Origin of the sequence: Paraniabella aurantiaca, from assembly GCF_050309965.1 — a bacterium.
Classification (GTDB): domain Bacteria; phylum Bacteroidota; class Bacteroidia; order Chitinophagales; family Chitinophagaceae; genus Niabella.
The window spans coordinates 1,198,300-1,222,768 of the sequence record NZ_JBLOSY010000001.1; the positions used below are offsets into that span (position 1 = coordinate 1,198,300).

General features: G+C 40.9%; 25 protein-coding genes. 7 read left to right on the plus strand and 18 right to left on the minus strand.

The genetic code is table 11. The annotated features are described in order from the left end of the window. Positions 1-4: 4 nt before the first annotated feature. The 7 genes from ACLOAU_RS05175 to ACLOAU_RS05205 all read right to left on the minus strand — a co-directional run bounded on the left by ACLOAU_RS05175 (position 5) and on the right by ACLOAU_RS05205 (position 5,507). Positions 5-826 (minus strand): SDR family oxidoreductase, encoded by an 822-nt coding sequence (locus ACLOAU_RS05175; RefSeq protein ID WP_427860786.1) that lies wholly within the window; start codon positions 824-826, stop codon positions 5-7. A 116-nt stretch (positions 827-942) separates the two neighbouring features. Further along, positions 943-1,509 (minus strand): LPS export ABC transporter periplasmic protein LptC, encoded by a 567-nt coding sequence (gene lptC / locus ACLOAU_RS05180; protein ID WP_427860787.1) that lies wholly within the window; start codon positions 1,507-1,509, stop codon positions 943-945. A gap of 43 nt (positions 1,510-1,552) precedes the next feature. Beyond that, the gene (locus ACLOAU_RS05185; RefSeq protein WP_427860788.1) at positions 1,553-2,950 is read right to left on the minus strand and encodes a hypothetical protein; all 1,398 of its coding nucleotides are present in this window, start codon (positions 2,948-2,950) and stop codon (positions 1,553-1,555) included. Next, positions 2,943-3,671, minus strand: a complete 729-nt coding sequence (locus ACLOAU_RS05190) for a type III pantothenate kinase (protein WP_427860789.1) — start codon at positions 3,669-3,671, stop codon at positions 2,943-2,945. The genes ACLOAU_RS05185 and ACLOAU_RS05190 overlap by 8 nt, the downstream gene beginning before the upstream one ends. Positions 3,672-3,738: 67 nt before the next feature. Continuing rightward, positions 3,739-4,377, minus strand: a complete 639-nt coding sequence (locus ACLOAU_RS05195) for an LON peptidase substrate-binding domain-containing protein (RefSeq protein WP_427860790.1) — start codon at positions 4,375-4,377, stop codon at positions 3,739-3,741. A gap of 36 nt (positions 4,378-4,413) precedes the next feature. Then, complete coding sequence (locus tag ACLOAU_RS05200; protein WP_427860791.1) at positions 4,414-5,175, minus strand: glycosyltransferase family 2 protein; 762 nt, start codon at positions 5,173-5,175, stop codon at positions 4,414-4,416. Beyond that, positions 5,172-5,507, minus strand: coding sequence for a glycosyltransferase (locus ACLOAU_RS05205; protein ID WP_427860792.1), 336 nt, complete (start codon positions 5,505-5,507; stop codon positions 5,172-5,174). Before ACLOAU_RS05205 ends, ACLOAU_RS05200 begins: the two co-directional genes overlap by 4 nt. Positions 5,508-5,560: 53 nt before the next feature. On the opposite strand from ACLOAU_RS05205, the gene ACLOAU_RS05210 reads away from it, so the two are divergent. The 5 genes from ACLOAU_RS05210 to ACLOAU_RS05230 all read left to right on the plus strand — a co-directional run bounded on the left by ACLOAU_RS05210 (position 5,561) and on the right by ACLOAU_RS05230 (position 10,657). After that, positions 5,561-6,451 carry a hypothetical protein gene (locus tag ACLOAU_RS05210; protein WP_427860793.1) on the plus strand — a complete coding sequence of 297 codons (891 nt, stop codon included), beginning with the start codon at positions 5,561-5,563 and terminating at the stop codon, positions 6,449-6,451. 304 nt (positions 6,452-6,755) lie between these two features. Continuing rightward, positions 6,756-7,556, plus strand: coding sequence for a glycosyltransferase family 2 protein (locus ACLOAU_RS05215; protein ID WP_427860794.1), 801 nt, complete (start codon positions 6,756-6,758; stop codon positions 7,554-7,556). A 5-nt stretch (positions 7,557-7,561) separates the two neighbouring features. Further along, positions 7,562-8,530, plus strand: a complete 969-nt coding sequence (locus ACLOAU_RS05220; protein WP_427860795.1) for a glycosyltransferase — start codon at positions 7,562-7,564, stop codon at positions 8,528-8,530. Positions 8,531-8,676: 146 nt separating this feature from the next. Continuing rightward, complete coding sequence (locus ACLOAU_RS05225) at positions 8,677-9,678, plus strand: glycosyltransferase (RefSeq protein WP_427860796.1); 1,002 nt, start codon at positions 8,677-8,679, stop codon at positions 9,676-9,678. A 13-nt stretch (positions 9,679-9,691) separates the two neighbouring features. Further along, the gene (locus ACLOAU_RS05230) at positions 9,692-10,657 is read left to right on the plus strand and encodes a glycosyltransferase family 2 protein (RefSeq protein WP_427860797.1); all 966 of its coding nucleotides are present in this window, start codon (positions 9,692-9,694) and stop codon (positions 10,655-10,657) included. A gap of 16 nt (positions 10,658-10,673) precedes the next feature. Here ACLOAU_RS05230 and ACLOAU_RS05235 read toward each other — a convergent pair whose 3' ends face one another. The 5 genes from ACLOAU_RS05235 to ACLOAU_RS05255 form a co-directional block, all read right to left on the minus strand. Beyond that, positions 10,674-12,386 carry a glycosyltransferase family protein gene (locus tag ACLOAU_RS05235; RefSeq protein ID WP_427860798.1) on the minus strand — a complete coding sequence of 571 codons (1,713 nt, stop codon included), beginning with the start codon at positions 12,384-12,386 and terminating at the stop codon, positions 10,674-10,676. A gap of 194 nt (positions 12,387-12,580) precedes the next feature. Then, entirely contained in the window at positions 12,581-13,438 is an 858-nt protein-coding gene (locus ACLOAU_RS05240) for a glycosyltransferase (RefSeq protein WP_427860799.1), read from the minus strand. Between the two features lie 263 nt (positions 13,439-13,701). Beyond that, positions 13,702-14,430 carry an RluA family pseudouridine synthase gene (locus ACLOAU_RS05245; RefSeq protein ID WP_427860800.1) on the minus strand — a complete coding sequence of 243 codons (729 nt, stop codon included), beginning with the start codon at positions 14,428-14,430 and terminating at the stop codon, positions 13,702-13,704. Positions 14,431-14,461: 31 nt separating this feature from the next. Beyond that, the gene (gene gldC / locus ACLOAU_RS05250) at positions 14,462-14,812 is read right to left on the minus strand and encodes a gliding motility protein GldC (RefSeq protein WP_427860801.1); all 351 of its coding nucleotides are present in this window, start codon (positions 14,810-14,812) and stop codon (positions 14,462-14,464) included. 105 nt (positions 14,813-14,917) lie between these two features. Next, a complete protein-coding gene (locus ACLOAU_RS05255) occupies positions 14,918-15,940 on the minus strand; it encodes a glycosyltransferase family protein (RefSeq protein WP_427860802.1) in 1,023 nt (340 codons plus the stop codon). 103 nt (positions 15,941-16,043) lie between these two features. Between ACLOAU_RS05255 and ACLOAU_RS05260 the strand changes: the two genes are divergently transcribed. Next, the gene (locus ACLOAU_RS05260; protein ID WP_427860803.1) at positions 16,044-16,739 is read left to right on the plus strand and encodes a DUF4290 domain-containing protein; all 696 of its coding nucleotides are present in this window, start codon (positions 16,044-16,046) and stop codon (positions 16,737-16,739) included. Positions 16,740-16,945: 206 nt separating this feature from the next. Here ACLOAU_RS05260 and ACLOAU_RS05265 read toward each other — a convergent pair whose 3' ends face one another. After that, positions 16,946-18,871, minus strand: coding sequence for a TonB-dependent receptor plug domain-containing protein (locus ACLOAU_RS05265; RefSeq protein ID WP_427860804.1), 1,926 nt, complete (start codon positions 18,869-18,871; stop codon positions 16,946-16,948). A gap of 83 nt (positions 18,872-18,954) precedes the next feature. Here ACLOAU_RS05265 and ACLOAU_RS05270 point away from each other — a divergent pair, with 83 nt between their 5' ends. Continuing rightward, positions 18,955-20,463 carry an aminotransferase-like domain-containing protein gene (locus tag ACLOAU_RS05270; protein ID WP_427860805.1) on the plus strand — a complete coding sequence of 503 codons (1,509 nt, stop codon included), beginning with the start codon at positions 18,955-18,957 and terminating at the stop codon, positions 20,461-20,463. Here the strand turns inward: ACLOAU_RS05270 and ACLOAU_RS05275 are convergent. The 5 genes from ACLOAU_RS05275 to ACLOAU_RS05295 all read right to left on the minus strand — a co-directional run bounded on the left by ACLOAU_RS05275 (position 20,420) and on the right by ACLOAU_RS05295 (position 24,385). Continuing rightward, on the minus strand, positions 20,420-20,818 hold the full coding sequence (locus ACLOAU_RS05275; RefSeq protein WP_427860806.1) for an MGMT family protein: 399 nt from the start codon (positions 20,816-20,818) through the stop codon (positions 20,420-20,422). The genes ACLOAU_RS05270 and ACLOAU_RS05275 overlap by 44 nt on opposite strands. Before the next feature lie 94 nt (positions 20,819-20,912). Further along, positions 20,913-21,116: a DUF5522 domain-containing protein gene (locus ACLOAU_RS05280; RefSeq protein ID WP_427860807.1), complete on the minus strand. Its 204-nt coding sequence runs from the start codon at positions 21,114-21,116 to the stop codon at positions 20,913-20,915. Next, a complete protein-coding gene (gene trmB, locus ACLOAU_RS05285) occupies positions 21,097-21,807 on the minus strand; it encodes a tRNA (guanosine(46)-N7)-methyltransferase TrmB (protein ID WP_427860808.1) in 711 nt (236 codons plus the stop codon). The genes ACLOAU_RS05280 and trmB overlap by 20 nt, the downstream gene beginning before the upstream one ends. A gap of 91 nt (positions 21,808-21,898) precedes the next feature. Further along, a complete protein-coding gene (locus ACLOAU_RS05290) occupies positions 21,899-22,384 on the minus strand; it encodes a SixA phosphatase family protein (protein WP_427860809.1) in 486 nt (161 codons plus the stop codon). Positions 22,385-22,537: 153 nt separating this feature from the next. After that, complete coding sequence (locus tag ACLOAU_RS05295; protein ID WP_427860810.1) at positions 22,538-24,385, minus strand: amidophosphoribosyltransferase; 1,848 nt, start codon at positions 24,383-24,385, stop codon at positions 22,538-22,540. Positions 24,386-24,469: the final 84 nt, after the last annotated feature.

A 24,469-nucleotide genomic window follows, 5' to 3' on the forward strand; every position in this document is an offset into this window, starting at 1 on the left:
ATAATTAGTCGAGGAACAGGTCAGTATATAGACGTCCCCCCTTTTTTACTGCGTAATGATCGAAGTTGGTAACCCCATTTTGTCTTAAAATGTCTTCATCAATAAAGCTATGGCCCGTACATGCAGCCGGAGATTCCTTCAAAATATGATAAGCAGCATCAGCCATAATATCGGTGGTACGACTCATATTTGCCAGGGTCTCTCCCCCCAGCAGGTTTCTTACTGCCGCAGTATCAATGGTGGTTTTGGGCCACAACGCGTTGGAAGCAACAGGTACCTGCTTCAATTCTTCCGCCCAACCTAATGCCATCATCGTCATATTGTATTTGCTCATGGTATAAGCAATATGACTGCCCAGCCACTTGGGATTTAAATTAACCGGTGGAGATAAGGTAAGAATATGGGCATGATCGGATTTAGTTAAATAGGGAAGACAATTTTTTACCACCAGGAAGGTACCCCTCACATTGATATCATGCATCAGGTCGAACCGGTTGGTTTTGGTTTCTTCCGTTTTGGTAAGCGCAATAGCCGAAGCGTTATTGATAACGATATCAATTCCTCCAAACTGTGCTGCTGCTTTTGTTACCGCATCCTGTATCATGGCCTCATCTCTTATGTCACATTGCAGGGCAAGCGCCTTTCCCCCTGCTGCTTCTATCTCTGCCGCAGCTGTAAATATAGTACCGCCAAGTTTTTCGTTTTCCCTGACAGATTTAGCCGCAACAACAATATTAACGCCTTCTTTGGCAAGGCGCAATGCGATAGATTTACCGATACCACGGCTGGCTCCTGTAATAAATGCTGTTTTATTTTTTAATGACATGGCTTGCAAATTAGTGGAAGATGAATTAAAACGTTTGCTTAGGTTAAGATACTAAAAACCTACAGCAATTGGCTTTGCTGACAAAAATTAACCCATCATAAAATTGAGATTGGAATCTACTGGCTGTTGGGAACAGCACCTTCCTCGGTAAGAATACGGCTATCTTTTACTTCTTTAAACTTAATGTCTTTAAAATCCTGGGTGGCTTCCAGCCCGTATTTAGCGTCGATAAAGTTAACCGGCGACTTCAGTTTAGCAGGCTTATCGGTATAAAACTTTTGTTGATTCTGATCCCACCAAAGATCATCACAGGTGAGCGTATCTCCTTTAATGCTAACCACTTTTACGCTGTCCCGCAGGTATACCTTATTTAAAGATTCAAAATAGCGGCCATACTTGCTATCCAGGCGGCTTTCTACAATTTTTTGTTCGTTGTAAAAGTCTACATGCAATTTTTTGGGAAATTCGACATAAGGGGTATCTACCTGCGCCTGCGCCATTACGCGTAGCATTACCGGGGCTGTTAGCCTGGCTTTTACAACACCTCCCTGGGAAAGAAAGCTTTCTACCTTAATCGATTCGTCTTTTTGAATGTTTTTGCCGGACAGAGCTTTGATATCGCTCTCGCTGTTTTCGCAGGAGAACCAACCCAAAGCTGCTATAACGATCAAAAATCTTTTCAAAATTGAAGGTTGAATAAAAAGCGAAGATATTACAAGAGGTCTATTAATCTTCGTAATACTTGGTTTTTCCACCAAACCAAAGGTCGGTAAGCGAGAACCCAACAGAAAGCCGGTAGAGGTTCTCACGGAGAATATTGTCATTATTACCCCGCTTGATATACTCGAAACTCAGGTTAATCATGCTGGCCTGGCGGCTCATTTGGCTATAGTTTAAAATAGGCAGTCCCAACCCCGCAGTAATACCCAATACAGGTATTTTTGTTTGTTGAGTATAGATATAATCAGGGCCGGTAAAAGCACCTACCCGATAAGAAGTTCTGCTAAACAAATTATTCTTTGGAGCAGGATGAAATTCAGCACCCACTTTGGCCTGCCAGTTGCTTTTTACCTCAGCGTCGGGCATTCCGTTTACACGATATTGGTTCCAGTTATTACTCGTAAAGTCGGCTCCAATTAACCAACCCGCTTCTCTGTCCTGTCCACCTCCTACTTTTTGGATAATAAACCCACCGGTGATGCTGGAAGGATATACAAAGCTGCCCTTTACATTATTCGTAAAGGTTACGGTATCTATAGGCGTATTACCAAGCTCACCCGAATTAACATATGTTTCAGCAACCGTGCTTCCATTGGTTCTGATATCCTGCTTCCAGTTACCAAAAGCACCCAGGCTCATATATATCTTTTCGCTGGCTTTGAAATGGTACTGCAAACCGGCATCAAAATAAAAATCTCCAATACTTGTTCTATTTTGATAATGAGCGTAGGCGTAGTCAGTGGAGGTGCTATGGAACCTCAACCTTGTATTGTAATCGCGGCTGCCAAACATATAACCGGCAGTAGCACCTAAACTTAAATACTGCGATTTACCCGTTTTAAATTTCACAGCTGTTCCCAACGAGCCCAGGTAAGCACCACCCTGCCCTTCATAAAGTGTGGAGGCTGTATCGATCAGCTGGCCAGTATTGGGATCGCGAAGATTGCCTGCGCTCTGAATTTTGTAGTTGATATTGGTGATTGGACGAACACCGAATGCAATACCCCAATCCTTCCTCAGCGGTAAACCTATCATTACATGGCTGAATAACAGGTTGGGTGAAGTAAATTTATTGGTCTCAGACTGATCGGTAAGGGTACGTCCTTGTCCGTCTGCACCTATATTGAAAACGATCCTTCCCGAATTCAGTTTTTTCGAATTAGGCTCCTGCAAAGACTGAAAAAATGAGTAGGAGGCGGGATTGGCATAGTTTACAGTATAAGGGTCATTGTATGCAGCTGCAACGCCACCCATTCCCCTGTTGGCCACATTGGTTGTTGGCGCCTGATTTCCCAAACCATACCTGGAATAGGGAGAATTATCCTGCGCTGAAGCTCCAATAAATAAAAAAATTGAAGGTATAGTTAATGCCAGGGGTGCCGCCAGTTCGAATTTCCTAAGCATTGTTAATTTCACTAATCGCATAAAGACCTTTAAATATTAAATCAGGGTCGGCAAATATCCTGTTTTTAACGTGTGATGCCAAATGTTGTGTATCACCGCCGGTTAATACCACGTTAAAGTTGTCAAATTTAGCATTATATGCATCTATAAATCCATCTAATTCATAGGCCATACCCAAAATTACGCCCGATAATATGTTGGTATCCGTATCATAACCCATTAAGGGAACATCGGCCCTGGCCGGCGTATACGGCAGCTTTGCTGTGTAGTATTGCAAGGATTTTAATCTCATTTCCAAACCTGGAGAAATAGACCCTCCCAGAAACTCTTTATACTTGTTTACAAAGTTGATTGTAATACAGGTACCAAGGCCAATCAGCAACAGGTTTTTGCTCGGAAAAAAATGCACGCCACCCGCAGCTAGCGCCAAACGATCAGCTCCTATGGTCTCAGGTTTTCCTACCGGCGTGGTTATAGGCAACTTCGATGCATGATTGAGTAAATGAAACCGCGTATTTTTTTTTAATACATCTTCCAGCTCCGGGTTGTGATCAATAACTGAAGAAAGTATAGACCTGTTAGGCCGGTAAATACTTATTAATGAATTAATAGTAGCCGTGGCGTCATCTTCTAACGTCAGCACTTTAGCGATTTCCCCGTTTGTAAAAACAGCTACTTTCTTCCTGGTATTACCAAAGTCAAAACAAAGAGTAGTGGACATGGGTGTGAAAGTAATTAAAAATTGGGTTGACTGATTGACTATGGTTTAATAAGTTGGTTTGAAATTACTATTTGAGGTCGAACCCTGATAAATTTTTAAAATGACCGTTCAGCTGGATCTTTTCTCTTAATTGCTTCATTTCTTCATAAGCAGGCAGGGCCGCCTCGAAATGCCGTTTAAGGTACTCCTGCCGCTGCCGCTCCATCGTTAATTGTAAAAACTCATATTCCTGCTCCAGTGTGAGGCCCGAATGATGAGCGATATCATAAGAATTAAGCTCGTGATCTTCTTTATGAAAATCCTTCTTCACCTGTAAACTGGCGTGCAGATCTTTCATTTTTGCTACTAACATTTTCATTACCTGCTGATCTCCCGCCAACTCATTACCAGGGTAATTAACGATGGCACCTGAATACAATTTGTCGGGAATGTTTTTAATTACCTCCAGTATCCTGAAAACTTTATCTCCTTTTGTCTTAATATCCATTTCACCATTTGCATAGGTTACCGATATTTCTTTAATATAAGTCAACGAACCGTAATCTTTCACTTCACTCCCGATTACAGCAGGAATACCAAAGGGCTTTTTTTGTTCAAAGCATTCGGTTATTAATTGCTTATACCTGGGCTCAAAAATATGAAGATTCAGATCCTCCCCCGGAAATAGCACCACCTGAAGGGGAAATATGGGAATAAAGTTGGTCATGGGTACAAATTTGCGAAAAAGATGCCAATACAGGCTTTAAAGAGCCACAATCGCTTCTTTCTTTAATAAACGCAGGTAACGATACTTATTCCGGTTGTACTGATAATGGGTTTTTGCGATATCCCAGCCCGCCTTCCCGTCTAAAATGCCCAACCTGAAAATATAGTTTTGCAACAGGTTAAATAGAGGTGATACAACCATTTTAATCCACCCGACCTTTTTGTGGCGTTCCTTATATTTTTTGGCAGACAACCTGGCGTATGCATCCATTTTTTGTTGATATGTTTCAATGTTATCTGCCGTGTAATGGTTGAGAACGCCCTTCAGCAAAACTTTCTGGAAACCGTCGCATTTTAGCTTTTCATGCACATCACTCAAATCCCACTTTGTTTCGTTTTTATTATACAGGCGCCACACCCTGTCTTTTGCCCATTCGCCATGCCTGATAGCTTTATTACCGAGATAGTTGAGTCTTTTAAAGCCATAAACAACTTTGGTGCTGGGCTGTATTGCGTTGATGCTTAACGCCAGTTGCTCTGTTATAACTTCGTCTGCATCAATATTTAGTACATAAATGCCTGTAGCCTTTGATGCGCCCTGGTTTCTTGCGTCACCATAGCCCTTCCATTGTATGGGCACAACGTAAGCACCCATTTGCCGGGCTATAGCCACGGTGTCGTCTATACTCCCACTATCTACAACAATTACCTCGTCGCTTACCATCAATGCACTGGCAATTGCCAACTCAATGGTAGACTCGGAATTTTTAGTGAGTATAATTACTGACAAACTTCTCATAGCTTAAAAAGATACCCCTGAATGGCGGTAGCCTGCTTTAGCATATTTAATCGAGTTTTTAAGATATGAAAAAACAGGAAGAAATCTTTTTTTATGGCCAAAAATAGTATGCTTGAGCGTAAAAAAAGATAAAAACAACGGCATATTTTTTTCCTGAAGCGGTGTTTCTTCCAGGTACACAGTAAAGGCCAGGTGTTATCAGTTGAAGCATCATCTACAATGATAACTTCTTCGGCTACAAATGTTTGCGCTGCAATTGACTTCAACTGCTGTTGCAGGTAGGCCTCACCGTTATAGGTGCACATGACAATGGACACCCGGGGCTTTTTCACCTCATAATTTTTAACTTCCGATATTCTTTTACATTTGCTTTAAGTAACCGGACATGAACCTACTTTACCTTACATTCGGCGATAATATCAGAAATCATACCCAAGCTTATTTTTCGATTTACTCCTTTCTGGCGAAAGGCATACAGCCTGCCAGTCTTAACATTATTACAGATAAGCCGTGGTATTACAAATCTATCGAAAAGCGGGTAAATATTATCGAGGCTAATACAGCATTGTTACAGGAGTGGATGGGACCCTACCAGTTTTTCTGGAGGGTAAAAATAAAAGCGATTGAAAAACTATGTCGTATGTATACCGGCGAACCGGTTCTGTACCTCGACTCTGACACTTTTTTTTATGGAACTGGCCGGGATTATGAAAATTTGTCCCAAAGTGAACAGGCTATTATGTTTGAAAATGAAGGTCCATTGAAAGAATTGCCATCAAAAACTATGAAAACAATGTCTGCGCAACTAAAAAATCTGCCTCTTGCGGGACTTTCAAATCTTTCTGAATGGAATATGTGGAATGCCGGGGTTGTTTTTACTCCCAATCGTAAAGATGCAAAGGAAATGGAATTAGCCCTGGCTTTATGTGACGGCATGTGCGGGAGTAAGGTAAAAGATCAGTTTGCCGAGCAATTTGCTTTATCGGTTGCATTACAACACTTATACGGCCTGAGATCTGCAGATAATGCTATCGCCCACTATTGGTCTAACAAAGAGCAATGGAATGAGGTGATCCGTACTTTTTTTATTGAATGCCAGATGCTCGGACTGGATTTTGAGGAGCAGCTAAAGAAATACCGGGAGATTAATGTTCACAATTATCCGGTTGTCAGAATATCAAGAAGTACAAACAGGAAATTGAAACAAAAGGTGGATCAGATTTTCAGCGATAAAAAAATTGAGTATCTGAAGCCGCCATTGCCTATTAAACATTGACTTTATTTTAAATGTATACTATTGTTAAGTTTCAATAAAAATTTTATTTTTGCGACCTATAGTAAACCAGGAAATCAGACTGTACACAAGCCAACAACAAAAAATTGACTCTCAAATAATTAATCACTCTAAAGTGGTAAAGGCCGTTGCTTTGAAAAATGGCAATGGTATGAAAATTGTGAGTCTTAATACTTTTGTTGTTATTAGTTGAGTTGCGTTTTTATATTTCTTTCCGTCATGGTTAAAAGCGGAAACAGAGCAGCTATAGGCTGTTCAAAACATCGAAAACCGAGATGAATAGATTATGAATAAAACTCCTTTTACGGTAGCCTTATTGATTTCGACCTATAAATGGCCGGAAGCATTAGATGTTGTATTAAAAAGCGTGGTGTATCAAAGCCACATGCCCGATGAGATCATTATTGCTGAGGACGGAGATGATTTGCGTACTGCTTATAGTATTGAACGATTTAAAAGAAAATACGGCATACCTGTAAAGCATGTATCGCACGAAGACCTTGGGTTTAGAAAGAGCCTGATTTTGAATAAAGCCATTAAAGAAATAGAATCGGACTATGTTGTGGAAATAGATGGCGATATTGTTATGCACCGCGAATTTATTGCCGACCATATCAGGGCAGCAAAAAAAGGATATTTTGTGCAGGGCAGCAGAACCATGTTAACGGAATGGAAAAGCTATGATTTGTTAAACAACAAGAATATAGAGTCTTTACATCCATTTGCAAGAGGCTTGTATAGCCGCTTCAACGCGCTCCGGATTCCGCTTTTCTCGAACCTGTTTTGGGTAAATCCACACAAGTCTTACAATGTAAAGGGCTGTAATCTGGCTTTTTGGCGGGAAGATTATATAAGGGTAAACGGCTATTATAGTGGTTTTGAAGGTTGGGGATGGGAGGATTATGAATTTGGAGAACGTTTGATCAACCTGGGAATTAAAAAGAAGCGGCTTAAAATGGCTGCTATCGGCTATCATATTTTTCATCCATTGAGTTCCCGCGCGAACTTTGTACCTAATGAAATGATTTACCGGGAAACAGTTTTGTATAAATATACATACAGGGCTAACGGGTATATGGAGGCTTAAATGATATGGCAAGACCCGGTATCTCCGTCATACTATGCACCCATAATGGAGCTGCAAAACTTCCCGCAACACTCAACTACCTGGCAAGACAAAATGTAAACGGCCGTTTTGAATGGGAGATTGTTTTTGTAGACAATAATTCAACAGACCGGTCTATTGAAATTGCGCAGGGAACATGGCAACAATACAACAGTGAGGTTCCTCTGTTTATATATAAAGAAAATACCCCCGGAAAGTATTACGCATTTCAGTTAGCAATAGCGAAGGCATCCTATGATTTCTTCATTATTTGCGATGATGACACTGGCTTCCAGGAGGACTACCTGGCCCGGGCTTTTCATCTGCTAACAACTCATCCGGAGATAGGTGCAGCGGGGGGACGGTCTTTATTAAAGTTACCGGAGGGAACAACCGTACCTGGTTGGTTGCCAGATGACTACGAGCCATTTGCCCTGGGTAAACAGGCCGATCAAACAGGCTATGTGCCTCTTAAAAAAGGAAGACTGTGGGGCGCAGGCCTGGCTTCCAGAAAAGATTTATATAAGAAGTTGTACGCCGATTTACCTTCTTTACTTATTGAGCTACCGGATAAAAAAGCAATGATCTCCGAAGATACCGAATTTTGCGCCCGTATTATTTTAAGTGGAGGTAAACTATACTACGATGAAAATCTGGTACTGCATCATATGTTGGACAGTTCCAAATTAACAACTGCTCATCGGGACGAGCTGCAACGCATCCATGGCGTCTCCGCATTGGTTTTAGATCGGTATCGCACTGCAATCAAAGTAGAGTCCCAAACCAATAAATGGCTCTATAAAATGAAGATTTTCTTCATAACCCCATTGAAATTGTTATTCAGTCGTAATCTAAAATCGAAGGCCAGGTATCGTAGTCTTTTGCAGTATGTGTATCCGGGCCTGTATGGCAGTGATCATATAATCGAAAGAATACGGACATGTATAAAAAAATGAAGTTTGCGTCTATTCGTCTATGCCATATTCCTATCGAAGTAAACAGGAGATTAATCACGACAATTATATCAGGCCTGTTATCTTTGGGAAACGGGTGTCGAGCATGTGGCAACACTTCTTAACGCAAACCTTTTGTAAAGTATTTTATGATTGATTTTTCTATTCTTATTTGTGTTTACAATCCTGATATACGATTATTATCAAAATGTATAGATGCTGTAAAAGCTTTGGATACAACCAATATTTCCTTCGAAGTAATATTAGTCGACAATAATAGTAATCCCGGGCTAGAAACTTACCCTATTGTTCAGGATGCCCGGAAAACAATACCCAACCTGGTTACATTGATTGAACCAAAGCAAGGTATTAGTCATGCGAGAGTTGCGGGTATTAAAGCTGCCAAGGGTAAATATATTATCATATTTGACGGCGATAACGATCCTCATGCCGACTATCTACAGGTACTATCAAAATTGACAAAACAACATTCTTCTGTAGGCGCCTGGGGGCCAGGAAATGTTTGGGTAGACTTTATCGATGGAGTAGAAGACATGTTACGACCAAAGGCTATGGAACTTTTCCAGGAAAGGCATGATAACTTTACAATATTTGCATGCCTAAGGTCCTGGGAAGATTGCTATCCTTTTGGTACAGGCTTATGTATAAAAATTGAACATGCTTTATCCTATATCAATTTATTTGAAAGAGGACATTTTACGTTAAAGGGCAGGGAAGGCAACCGTCTCAGCAGTGGAGAAGACACCCAAATGGTTTTATCTTGTATTGTAAATGGCGAGGCAGCAGGGAGAAGCCCTGATTTAAAAATCAACCATGTCATTCCTGCAAACAGAGCTAACTTAAACTACATGAAGCGATTGAGATATGGGTTAAATATAGACTATGACCTTACCATAAAGCAGGTGATTCCCGAGTATAAAGTGAATTTTGGTCGCCCACTGAAAAAAAGCCTTTGGCACTCAATAAAGATCTACAGAAAACTGATAAAAGCAGTTATTACGAACAACTCAGAAAAGGTCATCGATTTAATATCCCATTGCAGTATTCGTGCCGGTGCCTACCAGGCGATGGAAAGACCCATTCCGACCACATTGAAACGTGTATTAAAAATGGTAAAAGCCTCCTACTAAAAGTTCTTCTTTAATGCCCAAAGTATCTGTCATACTACCCAACTATAATCACGCTCCCTACTTAAAGCAAAGAATTGAGAGCGTCCTGAACCAGACCTTCCAGGATTTTGAATTGATTATACTTGATGACCTTTCAACTGATAATAGCAGGGATGTTATTGAAAACTACAGGGGTACTCCCCAAATATCTGGTATTGTGTACAATGAAAGAAACTCGGGAAGTACATTTAAACAGTGGCATAAAGGTGTTGGACTTGCCAGAGGGGAGTATATTTGGTTTGCGGAAAGTGATGACTGGTGCGAACCTAGTATGTTGCAAACCCTTGTTGAAGGCATTGAATCTGACAAAGATTGCGTGGTGAGTTATTGCCAGGCTTATTGCATAGACGGTACGAACAAAATGCGCTTTGTTTCTCATCATGACTATTTATCTGAAATAAAAAATGGCGATGTGTTTATCAAAGATTTTATGATACAACGATCGGCGATCTTTAATGCCAGCATGGCAATATGGAAAAAAGCAGTGTATGAAAAAATATCAAATCAATTCCAGCAGTTTAAGCTATGCGGAGATTGGTTATTTTGGATGGAACTGGCGAATCAAGGAAAAGTACATATTAGTGGCAAAGTATTGAACTATTTTAGAAAACATGACTCTGACGTAAGCGGAAAAATGTATCGATCTGGCTGGGCTATTATTGAAGAATTACAGGTATTGCAAATCGTTTTTAAAAAAGGCTTTATTTCAACAAATACCTACTTACTAGGCCTTAAGCGATTTATTAAAGCCTACTACAAAGCATACACTGGGTTTTCGACCCAGGTGCAGCTGGCATTTCAGGAGGAAGCAGATGCCATTCTGTTAAATTTCCCTGAGCGAAGGACTGTAGCATTTTATATGTATAAAAGTAAAATCAGGTATGATCTGAAACGGATCCTTTCATCATTTCGTTTCGGAAAAGAGGAAGTATTAAAGTAATGATACGTCTAGAATATTAAAAAGATGATGACTCTACTCTACTTATTAGAGGGGATGCGTCTTTCGTATACACCTCACCGTTTTGAGATTGTTTAAATTCTACAATTTTTTGTTGTAATAAATTGATACTACCGGATATAAGGTCATTGTATTGCGTATTCTGAAAATTCCAGATAGTTGAATGAAGGTCTTCTTTATGACCAACCAGAAAAGGTGAAGAGGTGGCTACTTTTAATTTAGTATGCCTCTCTAGATAACGGTCAATAGTGTTTGTGTCATGGTCGTGATCCATTTCGTCCCACACGATAATGGTGTCATAAATATTTTTCTTATAAATATTAAAAACCATGCTTATTAACCGGTCTGTTATTACATATTGCCTTTTATTATAACGGTCTGCAGCAAGTATCCGGGCTTCTTTATGCAGGTCTGTCATAACACCTGAAAAAACGTCCCAATCTGTAAAATCGGATGAAAGATATTTTTGAATCAATGACCATTCCTCGCCAAAATCAGGAAAAAATTCAACATCATCTTCGCAAATAGTTATTTTCGGAAATTGGTGTTTTTTGGCAAGCATCATCATGTATTTATAGCTAAGGGCGCAACCTACCCACGGTAGCCTGTGGCGCAATCCGGGAAAAAAGGTAAATCCATGTGTGTCGCCTTGTAAAAAATCGTCGGCACGTTTGGTATATTCCGGCAGGTGCAGGCAAAGCATATCTGTCTCCAGTTTGTATTTATCTCCCACCAGGTTCCAGAAATCAGTGAACGAAATATTTTCTGTAGCAACTAAAAAGCGATAAAAATAATATTCAAATTGGTTAAGATTTTCTTCTAATCTTTTCCGATTATCTTCATTATGCAATGTCTGCTGACGACCATTGTCTAACCAGTAGGACACCCGTTCTATCATTCCCTGGACATCACCTGTATCAACAAAATCTACCATTTTGTAAAGCTCCGAATGTTCATCCATGTCGGATGACCTTTCAGAAACAACACATTTGTTTAAGGACAAGCATTCCCATATCCGGGTTGTTTCAAGTAAGGCATTTTCATAATAATGAATATTAACCACAACTTTTGCGTTATCTAATATTTCATATAGTTCATCGCCATATACTTCGCTCGCTATTTTTATTCTGAAATGTTTTTTTAATTCCGTTAAGAATAATTGCCGGCGCTCGTTGCCCGGGTCTCCATAAAAAACAACATCATAGTCAGGTTCGGCTACCAGATTTTTTTTGTTAAACTTAATGGCAGCAGGCCCTATGGGCTGATAATACATTTTAGAGGGGCTAATTCCCTGCTCTGTAAAATACCTGATATTTGTTAATGAATAATCAAAAACTGCAAAAGCATTTTGTAACGAATCCAAATATTGAGGTGTTAGCCACCTGGAATTAACGGTTTGCTCTACCTGAAATGCCACATATTGATCTGGTAATACTTTGAACATTTGCGGAGCAATAACAATATGAGGAACTATTGCATACCCCCGCCTGGGACGATCAAAAATAATATTGGACTTTATATCGACCCGTTTTAGCGCATTAGAAATAGCATTAGCGATAAACAGACAATGACGAGTGGTTAAAATACACACCTGGACTTTCCCTTTTGACCTCAGGTCGAATTTCAAAGATTTTCGTAGATTTTTTCTTGCTTTACCTTTTCTGGCTCCGGGTAACAGAAGATAATATAAGCTCTTCAAGTTGTTTTTCATTCCTGTTTAAATATCTTAAATAAAAATGGTTTAAAGTCCTACATCTTGTTAAAAAACGAAGACATCAACAGATAAAAACGAGGACGTAAAAAATATAATAAACGCAACAACAGCGTTTAGTTATATAACAACCATGTTAAAATATGGACGGGCCAATGTGTCATAGGTTATTATTAACTGTATTTGCTTACCTGCTACCTGGTTAGCTCTCTCCAAAAGTGAAGAGCTTTTTTGGAAAACGATTCCTTCCAAAGAAAATGCAGCCAATATTTTCTGGCAATCTTCTGTAGCCCGGCTTTCCAGGCTATACTTATAAAATGTGTATAGTTTTTTCGTTCCAGCTCAGCCTTTTCAGTTTTGGTTAAGTTTATATTCACGCTTAAGGGCAGATGCCGCGCGTATATTTTAAAAAATGTATCAGCGCTTTCTATCCAGCTTTTATCGATATTGCCCAGCGAATAATGGGTGATATCAATCAGGCAGGTGCTTACCGTTTCATGACCATTCAGGTACGCGTCAATTGATATACCAAGGTCATATTGGTGATAACCTTTTAAGCGCTCATTAAATCTTAACCCAGTTGACTTTTTTAGAGCAATAAACAGGCCGTCTATTGATAAAACCCTCACTGTTTGCTCCTGGGTGTGCACGCCAAACCCATAGTGCATAGGCGCATTCTCTGTTTTACTTCCATGGCGCACATAAATATATTTTGCGGTATCATTAATATGCCACCAGCCCGAAGGAGCTTTGGATTTATAAAGACCGCCTGCAACACCAATCAACCCAATTTTGCTGTTTCCTTTAAAAATATCCAGTATAACCCTACCCCAGCCCGGCTTATTGAAGCATAGGTCTTCATGCAAAAAAAGCACATAAGGGTATTGGGCCTGATCCAGTCCTTTGTTATAGGCTTCACATAAACCCATAACTCCCGGATTCTTAATCTGGATGAGCTCGTAAATCATCTCTGCCCCTATCGTGTCTGCAATATTACTTTCTATGCATGTATAATAGTCTGGGCGATATGAAGATATTACGATTGATATCATTTAGTAGCAGCTGTTAGAATGCAAAGATCGCAAATCGCTATATGTTTCAAATAAAAATTCGGCTCTGTTTTTACTGTGCAGACCTTTCGTAAAAACTAACAACTTAAAAGAAAGAAGATTTTCATCTTCCATCCCACTTTTTGCTCACCCGTCAATTCTCCAAAAGTTATATTGAACATTCAGACAGCATTGAAATGTAGTATAATACAGATTGTTCTTATTACTCCTTGGGCTTGCTGCAGATTGTATTCTCCTAATATATATTATTTCTTCAAATACTTCTCCATCTGCATGATCGTTACCTTCATATCCTTGTAAAGCGGCGCTTCCAGCTCCATTAAACGGTTATTTTCATCGGTTATTTTGAGCTGAAAGGCGTGCAGGGCCAAACGGCTGAGCATGGGTTTTTCTTCCAATGTATCCTTGTTCAGTTTAAATTTATTTTTAAAGGAAGACAATAATATAGTTCGGCCATCTCCATAAATGGGATCTCCTACTAAAGGGTTACCCAAAAATTTGGTATGCACACGTATCTGGTGCGTTCTACCGGTATGGATGCGGAACTGAACCCAGCTGTACAGTTTAAAATCTTTCAACACCTGGTAATCGGTAACGGCGGCCTTTCCACGTTTGTGAATAAGCATAGTACCCCGTTTCGTCGTGTTTTCAGCAATTGGCTGATCAATCGTGCCCTCAGCAGGTAAAACTGAGCCGATCAGCAGTCCTACATAGTTTTTCACGGTCTTTCTTTCTTCAAACTGGCGGCTGAAATGTTTGTGAGCTGAGGCCGTTTTCGCAAAAATGATCAACCCGCTGGTATCTTTATCCAACCTGTGAACCGTATATATTTCCGGGTATTGCTGTTGCAGCAAATCCTTTAAACTTGGCTCAGAAGCCTCCCTGTCGGGGATGGAAAGCATGCCCGGCGGCTTATTCAACGCAATAACACTGTCGTCTTCAAATACGATAATGTCTTTCAGCTTAAAATTCAATGTATACTTGTTTGATTATTCTGAGCAGATATTAACCCGCTTTATTTTCTTCTACCTGTTTGGTTTGAAACTTCTTATAAAAATCTTTTGCAAAGTTTTTCATATCAGCCACCTGGTCCTGGTATTTAGTAGCACGACCATAAGTATCGGCCATGGTCATCAGCGTTTGATAGAAAAAATCGGCCATTTCATCAACCATCATATCTTTTGTCCACAAATCAATTCTCAAAGCCGCTTTATCTGCACTATCCCAGAAAGCGATCATCATGGCTTTGGCTTTTTGCGCATTATCAGCCGAACTTTCGGTAGCGCTCCATTGTATAGAATCCGGCACACGGCTTTCATCCATCTGCACATCAATAGTAATTGTCGATTTTTTCATCCCTATTTTTTAGATTTTTAGATCTGGTGGCATACCCATTTTGTAGGGGGTATTTCACTTTCAAATCATTCAAGCCGCAAAAGTAAGCATTTATATTTCTGCTGGTTATTTAAGCAGCCTGGCTAATGTATCTATTGCGGTATTTGAGTGCAGGGGCGGCTCAATACCTTTCAGTTTTTTGATAAGGGTTTGTCTAAAATTTTCGTCCTTATATATTTTCATCAACATTTCTCCTACCGCCTCACTGGTTTTGTCTTCCATATAAGCAACCGATGCTCCGAAAAGAGCTCTAACCGATTTCGTTTCGGGAACAATGGCAGGCGTATTTACCCGTAAGGCTTCGATGATGGGAACAGGAAGCCGTTCGGTATCATCCATGCTAACCAGCGCATAAGCATCCCTTAATTTCTCGTTCAATAATTCCTCATCCGTTATAATAACATCTTCCCGGTATTTATAATTGGATAAAAGCTGCTCTACATCGGTCCGCCTGATCGTTTCTTCTGACCGCAATATCACCATACATTTCCAGCTACTATGTAACATCCTTTTGAAGGCAGAAAATCCCTTTAACAACGTAGTGAGACTATCCTGCGTGAGATTGAAATCTGCTAAAACAAAATATTCCCGCCCGGAAGCAATGATCTCCCTGATATCATCGGCTGTCCTATACTCCGGAGCCGTAAAATCCACTACACCATCGAGGAAGACGGCTTTTGACCGCAGGTCAGGGTATTTTTCGTTGAAAAGCTGGTGTAACCCCTCCGATACAAGACAAATATTCGTGGCCAAACGAACCGTCCTTTCATCATTAATTTGCTCTTCACTGGCAATAACCAATACCTGCTTCATAGAATGCGTCGTTTTTAACATTCTTTTGAAACTGATAAAAGCAGTCGCCTGTGCCTGTTGCAGCCACTTTTCTGTCTTTTTTTGATGAAACAACCCCTTCTGAGCCGGCATATCCCCCACATCAATAACAGATTTAAAATCTTGTTTATCAGCAGATTGTCTGCCAACAAACTGCTCTCCGGGCAGCGTAGCCTTTATACCGGAGAACAATGACCTTTCTAAATAGTTCATATATGTTGTACCCGAAACCCTTTCTGCATCTAAAATTATTGCCATTATTTATAAATAACCGTTTTTCCTATATCTTTGCTTAATAGCTGCAAAGGTATAACACCACACAAAAGTTTGTTTGCAGATACATTTTTTACCAAAAGTTTTTATGGAATATAATACTACAAGAAACCACCTGGCGATGCGCGAGTATGGGCGACATGTACAGAAAATGGTGGAACATATACAGGCCATCGAAGATCCTGAAAGAAGACAACGTAATGCAGAAGCGGTTATTGAATTAATGGGCTTTTTAAATCCGCACCTTAAAAATGTGGAAGATTTTCGTCACAAGCTATGGGACCATTTATTTTTGATCTCTGATTTTAGCTTGAAAGTGGATTCTCCTTACCCCATTCCTACTAAAGAAACTTACAAGGCAAAGCCACAGCCAATCCCTTACCCCAAACGTTCTTCGAGATTTTCTCATTTGGGTAAAAACCTGGAAGATGTAATTGACAAGGCTTTGGCTGAACAAGAGCCTGAGAAGCGCCAGGGATTCGCCAATGCTATCGCTTACTATATGAAGTTAGCTTACAATAACTGGCATAAAGAAGTAGTACACGACGACGCAATCCAGAGCGAACTCAACTCTATCACCGATGGACAGCTGGAGTTTACTAATACGCCTTATGTAAAGGCATATAGCATGAAGCAGGATCTGGCGCTGTCCAAGAACAACAATTTTGGAAAACGCAATAAGTTTCAGCAGCAACGCAGCAATAACAACAACAATAATAATAACGGCAACCGCCGTAACGGCAACGGTAATAACAACGGCAACTTTAAAAAGAAGCGGTTTTAAAATCGAAATGTTTTAATAATAATAATTGAGGCCATGGTTTAAACCGTGGCCTCAATTATTATAGGATTTGAATCGCCCTGGAAGGCCAGGCAAAAAACGCGGCCTGATCATATGCAGCCATGTTAAAAACCAGACGTAACGGTTGGTCCGGCCGCTAAATGAATTCTCTATTCTACTAACACCCTCATTTTTAATTTTTCCCTTCTTTATTTGCTTAACCTGAAACTTACCCCGCCCTGCAGCCATCTGCCCGGCATTATTGCTCCCAGCAAATCGCTGTACCTCCGGTCAAAAATATTATCCACCTGCGCAAATACGGCCAGTCTTTGTTGTACAAAACTATAAGAGGCCCTGCCGTTCAACAGGAAGTAGTCTTTACTAACAAACGCATTAATACCAGTAGCCTGTTGCGGCCTTCGGGATTTATAAATACCCGTAAAGCTCAATGCTGCATTGCCCACCTCGTATTGTACATTAAAATTGCCGAGAAACCGGGCATGAGAAGAAATATAAAACGAAGGATTGGCTTCACTGCTCTTGCTATACAACCAAACCAACCCGGTATTAATTGTCAGTTTTTGCCGCTCACTTATTTTGCCAATATATTGTACATCTGTCTCAAGGCCGGTAGTGTTTACTTCTGCTATATTTTTTGCCAGGGAATAAGAACCGGTGGCATCCAGGTTCTCTTGCCTGGGCATATTTGCATAAGGCGTGCTCACCCAGTCGATCAGCCTCGAATGGAATCGTTGGAAAAAAGTAGATGATATACGGAAGGCCGATTGATAAAACCAATCGAATCCGGCCTCGTAGCTCCACGAAACTTCGGGCACCAGTCCGGGACTGCCTACACTTTGTCCTTTAGGCACCATTTTTTTTCCATAATTATTGTAACGCTCTGTAAAATCAGCATCGCGTATCGTTCTGCCGCCGCTGGCCCTTAACTGCCAGCTCTTGATATGGAAAGAGGCGTTGAGTTGTGGCAAGAGCTCAGGATTATTATCACCAATAAACTCAACCCTTACAGAAGGTAAGAGATTAAAATAAGCTCCCAATTGTTGAGACAGACTTACAAAGGGGGCTGCAATATTGAGTGAATGATTGCCCCTGTCGTTAGACTTTATTACCCGGTGCTGGTAATTAAAACCGGTAATGAACGAGGTGGTGGCGCTTAGCCCTTGCTGGTACAATAATAGGGATTGAAAAAGGCGGGAAGTATTCTGGTTGGCCGTCAGCGTTCTGTTGAATAAGTATTCATCATCCAGGGTTTTGTATCCTGCGTTGAGGCTTACCTTCGATTTATTTTTTTCGAAATTCACTTTGAGTTGGTGCCACCAGCTGCTCACAGTTTCTGATGCAGTATCAAAAACAGATGTAGTATAAAAGTTCTGGGCGGCAAAGTCCCGGTTGTCGTAGGTGGTTCGGGCAGATATATCCCAATAGTCGTTCAATTTATAATTCAACCCTACAGACGCAGAAGTATTATGAAAATACCCCCGAATACCCCGCTGTTGTACACCTGTAGAGTGATTGGCTAACAAACCCGCGTCCACACTTAATTTCCCCCTGCTGAAGTAGCCGCCTACATTAGTATTCACCAGGTTATACTCCCCCGCTGCCACTTGAGCCTGTACCACCGTATTGTTTTTTTGAGCACCGGCATTAAAAGACCGGGTGATAATATTAATCACACCTCCAACTGCATCTGACCCGTAAATAGCAGCAGATGCGCCTTTTAGAACTTCGATGCGATCTATTTGGGCCGGTGTAATAGGTATATATGCGGAAAAATGACCGGTATTAGGATCGTTTAGTCTTAAACCATCTAATATTACCAAAACCTGCTGGTAAGTTCCCCCGCGCATGCTGATATCGCTTTGCGAACCTTGCGGGCCACGCGATTGTACTTCTATCCCAGGTATATATTTCAACAATTCATCCAATGAATGCACCGGAAGCTTTGTAATATCTTCACCCCGAACGATGGTGATATTGCGTCCGGTTTCTGAACTTCTTTTTTCGGATAAAGATGAAGTTATAGTTATAGGGTCAAGCGTTTGCTCCTGGGCCTTTGCTCCCACGTTAATAATCATCAAAATAACAAATGCCAGTAAACAGTTCAATTGCTTCATTCGCTTATATATTTCAGTTTTTAATAAAATCTACGCAAAACTATTACCTTGCAAATGCCCGGAGGTAGTCCGGTTTTAATAAAATGAGTAGTCCGGTTATTTTTCCTTTTAAGAAACTAATAGGTATCAACCCCGAAGAAGATACTCCTGTTTACCTGCAGATAGCCCAAAGCATGATCCATTTAATCAGAAATGGTCATTTGCCGACCAACTACAAGTTACCAGGTACGCGCACACTGAGTGAATTGCTGGGTGTGCATAGAAAAACAGTGGTGGCGGCTTTTAATGAATTGGAAATGCAGGGCTGGATCATCGTACTGGCCAATAAAGGGTGTTTTATAAAGAACAAAAAGGCCGAAGCTGTTACAGGCCAGCTGGTTTCGTACCCAAACCTTACGGGCTTTTCTATTAGCAACAATACCTTGCTTGAAACTACATCAGATAATATCGCCTCCAGAATTTCTTTTGATGACGGACAGCCAGATATGAGGCTGGCTTATTCTGAACAGCTGGCCGCCAGGTACTCTGCATCCCTTGGCCGAAAAATAGGCCGCAGACTATGGAGCTACCAACCAGGTGGAGAAAATACATTCTTTAGAAATCAGCTTACCAATTTCCTGAATAGCACAAGGGGATTGAGAGCCACTCCTAAAAACATTGTTAGCACCCGTGGAACTGAAATGAACCTATACCTGGCAGCCCAGACACTACTGTCTGCAAATGACTGGGTGATTGTGGGCAATCCCAGCTATCATAAAGCCAACATGGTATTTCAGCAGGCTGGCGCTGTATTGAAATCGGTCCTGGTCGATTATAATGGCATCGACGTAGATGCCATTAAAAAAATATGTAAGCGGCAGCCCATAAAAATGGTATATATCACACCACATTACCATTATCCAACAACTGTTCCCTTAAGTACAGAAAGACGCTTGCAATTATTAGAGCTTTCTTATCGCTTTGGCTTTATTATCCTGGAAGATGACTATGATTACGACTTCTGCTTTAATAGTAATGCAGAACTTCCTTTAGCCAGCATAGATAACAAAGGCATGGTAGTATCCATCGGTTCTTTCTGCAAAACCCTGGCTCCAGGCTTCAGAACCGGTTTTATTGTTGCCCCGGAAAACCTGGTTAAAGAAATAAATAAATTAAAAGCAATTATAGATTCAAATGGAGACCTGATGATGGAGCAGGTGCTGGGTGAAATGATTGCCGAAGGAGAAATATCGAGGCATCTGAAAAAGGCGCACCAGACATACCGAGATCGACGCGATCATTTTTGCAATCAGTTGAATAAAATGCTTCATTCAAAGGTTGATTACAAACTGCCACCGGGAGGATTGGCGGTTTGGCTTCCATTTCAAACACGCCTCAATCTTTCAAAGGTTGCAAAAGCCTGCCTGGCCAGGAGTTTAAACCTTCCAACTACTTTGCTATACCAAACCAAAGATCTGACGGCAATAAGACTGGGATTCGCCTCTTTCAACGAAACAGAAAGTATCGCTGCCCTTCGAACACTTAAAAAGCTATTGAAACTCAAACTGCCTAAAACAACAGTTCATTTGACGGATCCCAAAATCGCTTCTTAAAATCTTTCACTTTATCATTCTTAACCACAACACCTTCTTTAGCCAGTAACTCCTCCATATAAGTGGGTGTTTTAAATGCCAGCTTGCCACTTAATATACCCGCGCTATTTACCACTCTATGTGCGGGAACCTTCGGTTTTACTTTACTACAGGCACTCATTGCCCAACCCACTAAGCGTGCCGACTTTCCCGTGCCGATACATTTGGCGATAGCACCGTAGGATGTGACCCGGCCTTTTGGTATTTGCCGGGCTATATCATAGACCTGTTCGGAGAAATCAAGATCTTTTTGGCCAGAGGGCATCACCGCTTTCAATCTGGTATTATTGGTTGCTATTGTCTTTTTAGCAGGCATAACCATTAATTTTTTGCAAACTAAAAATACTGATAAAAAAATATGTGCCTGCACAATAGCAGATACACGGTTATAGCTGCAAATAATTGCAGGTCTATAAAAAAGTATTATTATCTGGCTTTTCTGCTCTTTCATTGAGCAGTTCAGTTCGTAGTGGTTCGGGAACCCTTATATAGTCATACGGACAATGCAAACAGCCCTTGCCACAGCAAAAACCTCGCTCCCTCAGATACTTTGCCGTTAACGTTACCAGGCCTTCTTCATTCTGGTAATAATCTTCACCCTCTATCCAGCTCATACCTGATGGCTTCTTTTAACTGCTCGTCCTGTTCAGGGCCAGCCAGTGGTTGTGGTAACGTAAAACACAAATAATGAATACGGCTGCTTTGCGCAATATCAAGCGCTTCATAGTGGGTTTTTAGTTTCAGCTCTTCCGACCGATCCTCCTGTGCGTATAAATCGTCGGTATCTGCAATGACATGACAATGGTACATGCTGAGCACTTCCTTGGTAAACCTATACAGATCAGGGCTGTCTGTTTTAAGGTGTATTTTTCCGCCGGGCTTTAACACCTGCTGGTAGGTTCTCAAAAACCTGGGATGCGTCAGCCTCTTTTTTGCTTTCGAAAATCTCAATTGCGGATCAGGAAAGGTAATCCAAATCTCATCGACCTCATCTTTTGCAAAATATTGTGTGAGCTGTTCAATCTGCGCGCGTAAAAAAGCAACATTCAATATATTATTTTGAATGGCTTTTTTAGCACCCACCCAAAGACGGTTGCCTTTTATGTCAACTCCAATTGCATTTTTATCAGGATGAATTCGTGCCAGTCCCAGGGCATACTCGCCCTTACCACAAGCCAGTTCCAAAACCAGGGGATTATTATTGTTGAAGTGCTGATGCCAGCTACCCGCCATATTTTCGGGGTATTGCAGCACATTGGAAAAAGTAAGTAGTTCCGCAAAGCGGATCAGTTTTTTTTGTCCCATGAGAATTCAAATGATAGTGTAAGTTGACAGATAATGTACAATAAACGGTGTACGATGTACCTACATCAAACATCTTATACCGTACACAATTTTAAGCTCCTTTCGGGCTATCTATCTCAACTAATGTTTTCGTGGCTTCGTTAAAATCCTGCCAGTCGTCGCAATCTACTTTTATAATGGCGATGCCTGACGTTGGTAATGATTCAATATCTGAGCCTGTTACATCATTTGTAAAATTGGTAACACCCGGATTATGACCGATCACCGCCAGGGTATCTATATTTTCCTGCAGCCAGTTAATTGCCTCGGTAATCTGTAAGGTATCACCCAGGTACAACCCGTCGAAATACTTAATATTCTTATTTTCCACGTGATGCACCTGTGCAAAATAAACTGCCGTTTCTTTGGTTCTTTCAGAAGGGCTGCAAAATATTTTGTCGATTTTGTATCCCTTATCCAGTAATCTTTGTGCCATAAGCGCCGCATCCCGGTGTCCTCTTTCTTCTAACCTGCGTTTGCTGTCTACGCCGTAGCCCTGTTCCGCTTTGGCATGCCTGATAATGATCAATGTCTTCATTATAATTAATTTCCTGTAACTAAGTTTTTGGCGTCAAATGTATTTATTTATTTTCAGTTAGGTTCTTCAAAAAAACTCGAAAATTCGTTGATCTCTCAAAGAAAATCCCCGGCAAGTTGGATGCCGGGGACCTTTTTATTTTAAAACGAGAGTTTAATATCCTCTTTCGTTCTTTCCTTCCATATAATTCATAAATGCCTGGTTTACCACACGGTTACCACCCGGAGTTGGATAGTTACCGGTAAAATACCAATCGCCCAGGTTATTGGGACAGGCTTTATGCAGGTCCTCAATGCTTTGGAATATTACCTGTACCGGCAGACCCAGGTCTTTGGGTGTGATCATTTCCGCGATCTTATTAGAAATTTCCGTACTGGTGCTGCTTTTGTAAATCTTCTGAACCAGATTCTCGGTATGTAACAGATTCTGCGCTTTCAGATCTTTGCATTGCTGCCAAAGATCATGAAGCAATTGCTCCTGCCCGCGGTCTTTCAATATTTCTACCGCAGCGTTGAAGGCTATAAAGTCACCCATTTTGCTCATGTCAATTCCGTAGCAATCGGGGTAACGGATCTGCGGAGCAGACGATAATATAAGGATCTTTTTAGGCTGTAAACGAGCCAGCATTTTAATAATGCTCTGTTTTAATGTAGTTCCCCGTACAATGGAGTCGTCAATGATAACAATAGTATCAATACCTGGCCGTACTGTACCGTAGGTTATATCGTACACGTGTTGTACCATCTCGTTGCGACTGGCGTCCTCCGTAATGAACGTACGCATTTTTACATCCTTAATGGCAATTTTGCCCACCCGAATGCGGCGGTTGATCATCTCTTCCAGCTTCTCTTCATCATAGTCTTTACCCCAGCTTAAGATGCGCTCGATTTTAATTTTATTAAGGTACATCTGCATACCCTTCTGTAATCCCAGGAATGCAACTTCGGCTGTATTAGGAATATAAGAGAATATTGTATTCTTTAAATCGAAATCAATCGCGTTCAACACCTGTTCGCTCAGGTTAAAACCGAGGGCTTTGCGTTCTTTATAAATTTTCTCATCACTACCTCGTGAGAAATAAATACGTTCAAAACTACAGGCTTTACGTTCTTTTGGTTCTACTACGCTTTCAATTTCAAAGCTGCCGTCTTCATGAACGATCAAAGCATTACCCGGCATGAGTTCTTTTACTTCGTTTTCACCTACATTAAAAGTGGTACGGATTGCAGCACGCTCTGAAGCAGCTACTATCACATCTTCATCAATATAGTAGTAACAAGGTCTGATACCATGCGGATCACGGAAAACAAACCCAACGCCATCACCGGTTACACCACCTACCGTAAAACCACCATCAAATTGAGGTATTACTTCTTTCAATACATTTTTAATATCCGGCTTTGCAGGAGAAGCTTCATCAGCATCTACCAGGTGCTTGTGCACTATTTCCATCATGGCAGCCAGGTCGCTTTGTTTTTGAAAGGGCCCGGGCTCAATACCCAGCTTATTAAAAAGCTCTTCGGTATTCACCAAATTAAAATTACCCGCTAACGCAAGGTTACGGGTAGTTATCGTGTGTCTTTTTAGAAAAGGATGGCAAAACTCTGCATTATTTTTACCTTGGGTTCCATAACGTAAATGGCCCAGCAATAATTCGCCTAAGAACTTCACATGCCCTTTCATCAAGCCGGGATGGTTAACGATCTCCGGATTATACTTTGTAAGTTCGTTTACTTCTTCCGCAATATTCTGGAATAAAGCGCCTATAGCCTGCGGCTGCGCGCTTCTGATACGATGCATAAAGGGATGACCAGGCTCTACATTCAGCTTAATAGCTGCAATGCCCGCCCCGTCTTGTCCGCGGTTATGCTGTTTTTCCATAAGCAGGTACAGCTTATTCAGCCCCCACATTACGGTTCCATACTCTTTTAAATAATGGGAGAAACTTTTGCGAAGCCTGATGAAGGCTAAGCCGCATTCGTGTTTAATTGCATCACTCATATACTGGAAAAGAAACGCAAATTTACGAGAATAGTTCTTAATGATGCATTAATATACCTTAAGTCGATTAATATTTAGCATCCT